Raw genomic sequence first — 2,995 nt, 5'->3', positions numbered from 1 at the left:
CTGGATCGCGCTCCTGCCCTGAGGCTCAGCCGGCGAGCAGCGCGCGCGCCTCGCGCCCGCCGAGCGCGGGGTGGGCCAGCGATCCGATCCCCTCGCCCCGCGCGATGCCGGGCCAGAGCGCGAGAAGCTCGGCGCGCGCGGCGGCGCTGATCCGGGCGAGGTTGTCGGGGGTCGCGTAGAAGCTCTCGGCCTCGGCGCCCTCGGCGTAGACGACGCGGTGGCCCTCGAACATCAGGTGCACATAGGTGACGAGGCCGCCCTCCACCACGCGGACGCGGCCGCCGTCGACGAAATGGGCGGCCGGGATCAGCACCGCCTCCTCCCCGAACAACAGCTCCGCCCTCCAGCCCGAATAGCGCAGCCGGTGCTGCCGCGAGAGCCGCAGGGGGCGCCGATTGCCGACCGTGCCCGGCGCGAACTCGACCGGCGCGAAGCGGCCCCGCGCGGGAACCGTCCGCCGCCCGATCCAGAGGAGCGGCTGCGCGCCCTCCTCGCGCGTCAGGACGAGATCGCCCGGCTGCAGCGTCTCGACCGCGACCTCGCCGCCCGGCACGGCGATCATCGTTCCGGCGACGAAGCAGAAGGGCGTCGCGTAGGAGGTGGAGACGAAGCTCGGCCCCTCCTGCGCGGCGGTCACGGACAGCGGCACGCCGATGGGCGGGAAGCCCCCCGACGGACCGATGAAGGCCAGCCCCTCGACCGTGGCATAGGCCGGGCTCGAATTGTTCACGTTGAAGGCGACGAGCGTATAGGTGTTCGTCCCGTCGGTGACGGTCAGGGAATACTCCGCCTCCACCACCGTTCCGGCAGCGAAGGTCACGCCGTCGATCGTGACGGAGGAGGCCAGCGTCTGGTTGCCGTCGTTGTCGGCGAAGGCGCTGTCGTCGTCGTTGATCGGGATGCCCTGCCACGCCGGCGCATCGAGGGTGATCGTCGTGCCGACCAGGTGGCTTCCATCGCCCTGCGTGATCCCGTCGAGGATCGCGCCGTCGATGGTCATGCGGGACTCGGGCAGGACGTAGATCGTGTACGACATGGAGACACTACAGCAAACTCGATACGAATGCTGCGGATCTCGGGGACAATCCCGGCGGAATTGCGTCGCCGCCGGGGTCCGTGTTGGACAGGCTCAGCCGGGCGACAGCCCCCGCAGCCGCTCGGAGCGGCGCCGCAGAAGCTCCACCGCCGTCAGGAGCAGGATGGAAACCGCCACGAGGATCGTCGCCACGGCGAGGATCGTGGGGCTGATCTGCTCGCGGAGGCCCGTGAACATCTGCCAGGGCAGCGTCTGCTGTCCGGCCGAGCCCACGAAGATCACCACCACCACCTCGTCGAAGGAGGTGATGAAGGCGAAGAGCCCGCCCGAGATCACGCCCGGCAGGATCAGCGGCATCTGCACCCGGAAGAAGGTCGTGACCGGGTTGGCCCCGAGCGAGGCCGCCGCCCGCGTCAGCGAGCGGTCGAAGCCCACCAGCGTCGCGGTCACGGTGATGATGACGAAGGGAATGCCCAGCGCCGCGTGGGCCAGCACCACGCCCCAGTAGGTGCCCTGGAGCCCCACGCGGGAATAGAAGAAGTACATCCCCGCCGCCGAGATGATGAGCGGCACGATCATCGGCGAGATCAGGATCGCCATGATCGCCCCCTTGAACGGCACGTGCGACTGGCTGAGGCCGATGGCCGCCAGCGTGCCGAGCGTCACCGAGATCAGCGTCGCCACCGGCGCGATCCGCACCGAGTTCCAGAGCGCCTGCTGCCAGTTGGGGTTGGTGAAGAAGTCCTCGTAGTGCCTGAGCGAATAGGCGTCGGGGTCGAGCGCCAGCATCCCCGGCGTGAAGGTGAAGAAGTTCTCGGCGTTGAAGCTCAGCGGGATGATGATGATGATGGGCGCGATCAGGAAGAAGAAGATCAGCCCGCAGATCACCCGGAACCCGTAGAACCAGGCGCGCTGGCCGGCGGTGGCATAGGGGGGGGAGCTTGTGGTCCATGTGCCTTACCCCAGCTTCACGTTGTCGATGCCGACCATGCGGTCGTAGAGCCAGTAGAGCACGAGCACGACCACGAGCAGGATCGAGCCCAGCGCCGCCGCGAGACCCCAGTTCAGGCTCTCGGAGATGTGGAAGGCGATCCGGTTCGAGATGAACGTGCCGGTGCGGCCGCCCACGAGTTCGGGCGTGATGTAGTAGCCGATCGACAGGATGAAGACGAGGATGCAGCCCGCCCCGATGCCCGGCACAGACTGCGGGAAGTAGACGCGCCAGAAGGCCGTCCAGTTCGTCGCGCCGAGCGACTTGGCCGCGCGCACGTAGCTGGGCGGGATCGTCTTCATCACCGAGTAGAGCGGCAGGATCATGAAGGGCAGCAGGATGTGCGTCATCGCGATGATCGTGCCCGTCTGGTTGTTGATGAGCGCGAGCCGCGCGTCGTCGGCCACGAGGCCGATCCAGACCAGCGTGTCGTTGATCACGCCCTGGTTCTGGAGAAGCACCTTCCACGCGCTCGTCCGCACCAGGAGCGAGGTCCAGAACGGCAGCAGGACGAGGATCAGCAGGATGTTCGACGTCCGCATCGGAAGGTTCGACAGGAGGTAGGCGATCGGATAGCCGAGGAGGACGCAACTCCCCATGATGACGAGCGACATGAAGAGCGTGCGCTCGAAAAGCAGGCGGTAGATCCGCTCGTCCTCGGGTTTCGGCTCGATGCCCTGGGGCGTGAGCTGGAAATCGACGGCGGCGAGGAAGTAGCCCGCCGTGTACGGATCGGAGAAGGTGTCGATGGTCTCCCAGAGCTCCATGTCGACCCAGCCCTCGTCCATGTCCTCGAAGGCGGCGCGCAGGTCCACCGTCTCGAAGCCGTCCACGGCGGCGGCGGCCTCGGTCAGCATTCCCGAGCGCGGGCCGGTGTAGCCCGAGACGTCCGCGCCTTGCGACAGGTCGCGGTAGAGCGCGAGGTAGACGGTGTTCCACGGCTCCTCGGCGAGCGGGCTGTCCTCGTC

General features: G+C 67.9%; 3 protein-coding genes. All 3 read right to left on the bottom strand.

From position 1 onward, the window contains the following. Positions 1–25: 25 nt before the first annotated feature. Positions 26–1,036: a Hint domain-containing protein gene (locus tag ACTS11_RS14365; protein WP_442640989.1), complete on the bottom strand. Its 1,011-nt coding sequence runs from the start codon at positions 1,034–1,036 to the stop codon at positions 26–28. Between the two features lie 93 nt (positions 1,037–1,129). Continuing rightward, positions 1,130–1,924, bottom strand: coding sequence for an ABC transporter permease (locus ACTS11_RS14360; RefSeq protein ID WP_442640988.1), 795 nt, complete (start codon positions 1,922–1,924; stop codon positions 1,130–1,132). A 69-nt stretch (positions 1,925–1,993) separates the two neighbouring features. Next, on the bottom strand, positions 1,994–2,995 hold a 1,002-nt coding region (locus ACTS11_RS14355; RefSeq protein ID WP_442640987.1), incomplete at its 5' end, for an ABC transporter permease.

This window comes from Roseicyclus sp. (genome assembly GCF_052168335.1).
GTDB lineage: Bacteria > Pseudomonadota > Alphaproteobacteria > Rhodobacterales > Rhodobacteraceae > Roseibacterium.
The sequence above is the reverse complement of the archived record's forward strand: the minus strand, read 5'-3'. Positions and strand labels throughout refer to the sequence as shown.

Excerpts from the sequence above, each read along its gene's own strand:
- ACTS11_RS14365 (WP_442640989.1), bottom strand. The coding sequence starts at position 1,036 with ATGTCGTACACGATCTACGTCCTGCCCGAGTCCCGCATGACCATCGAC.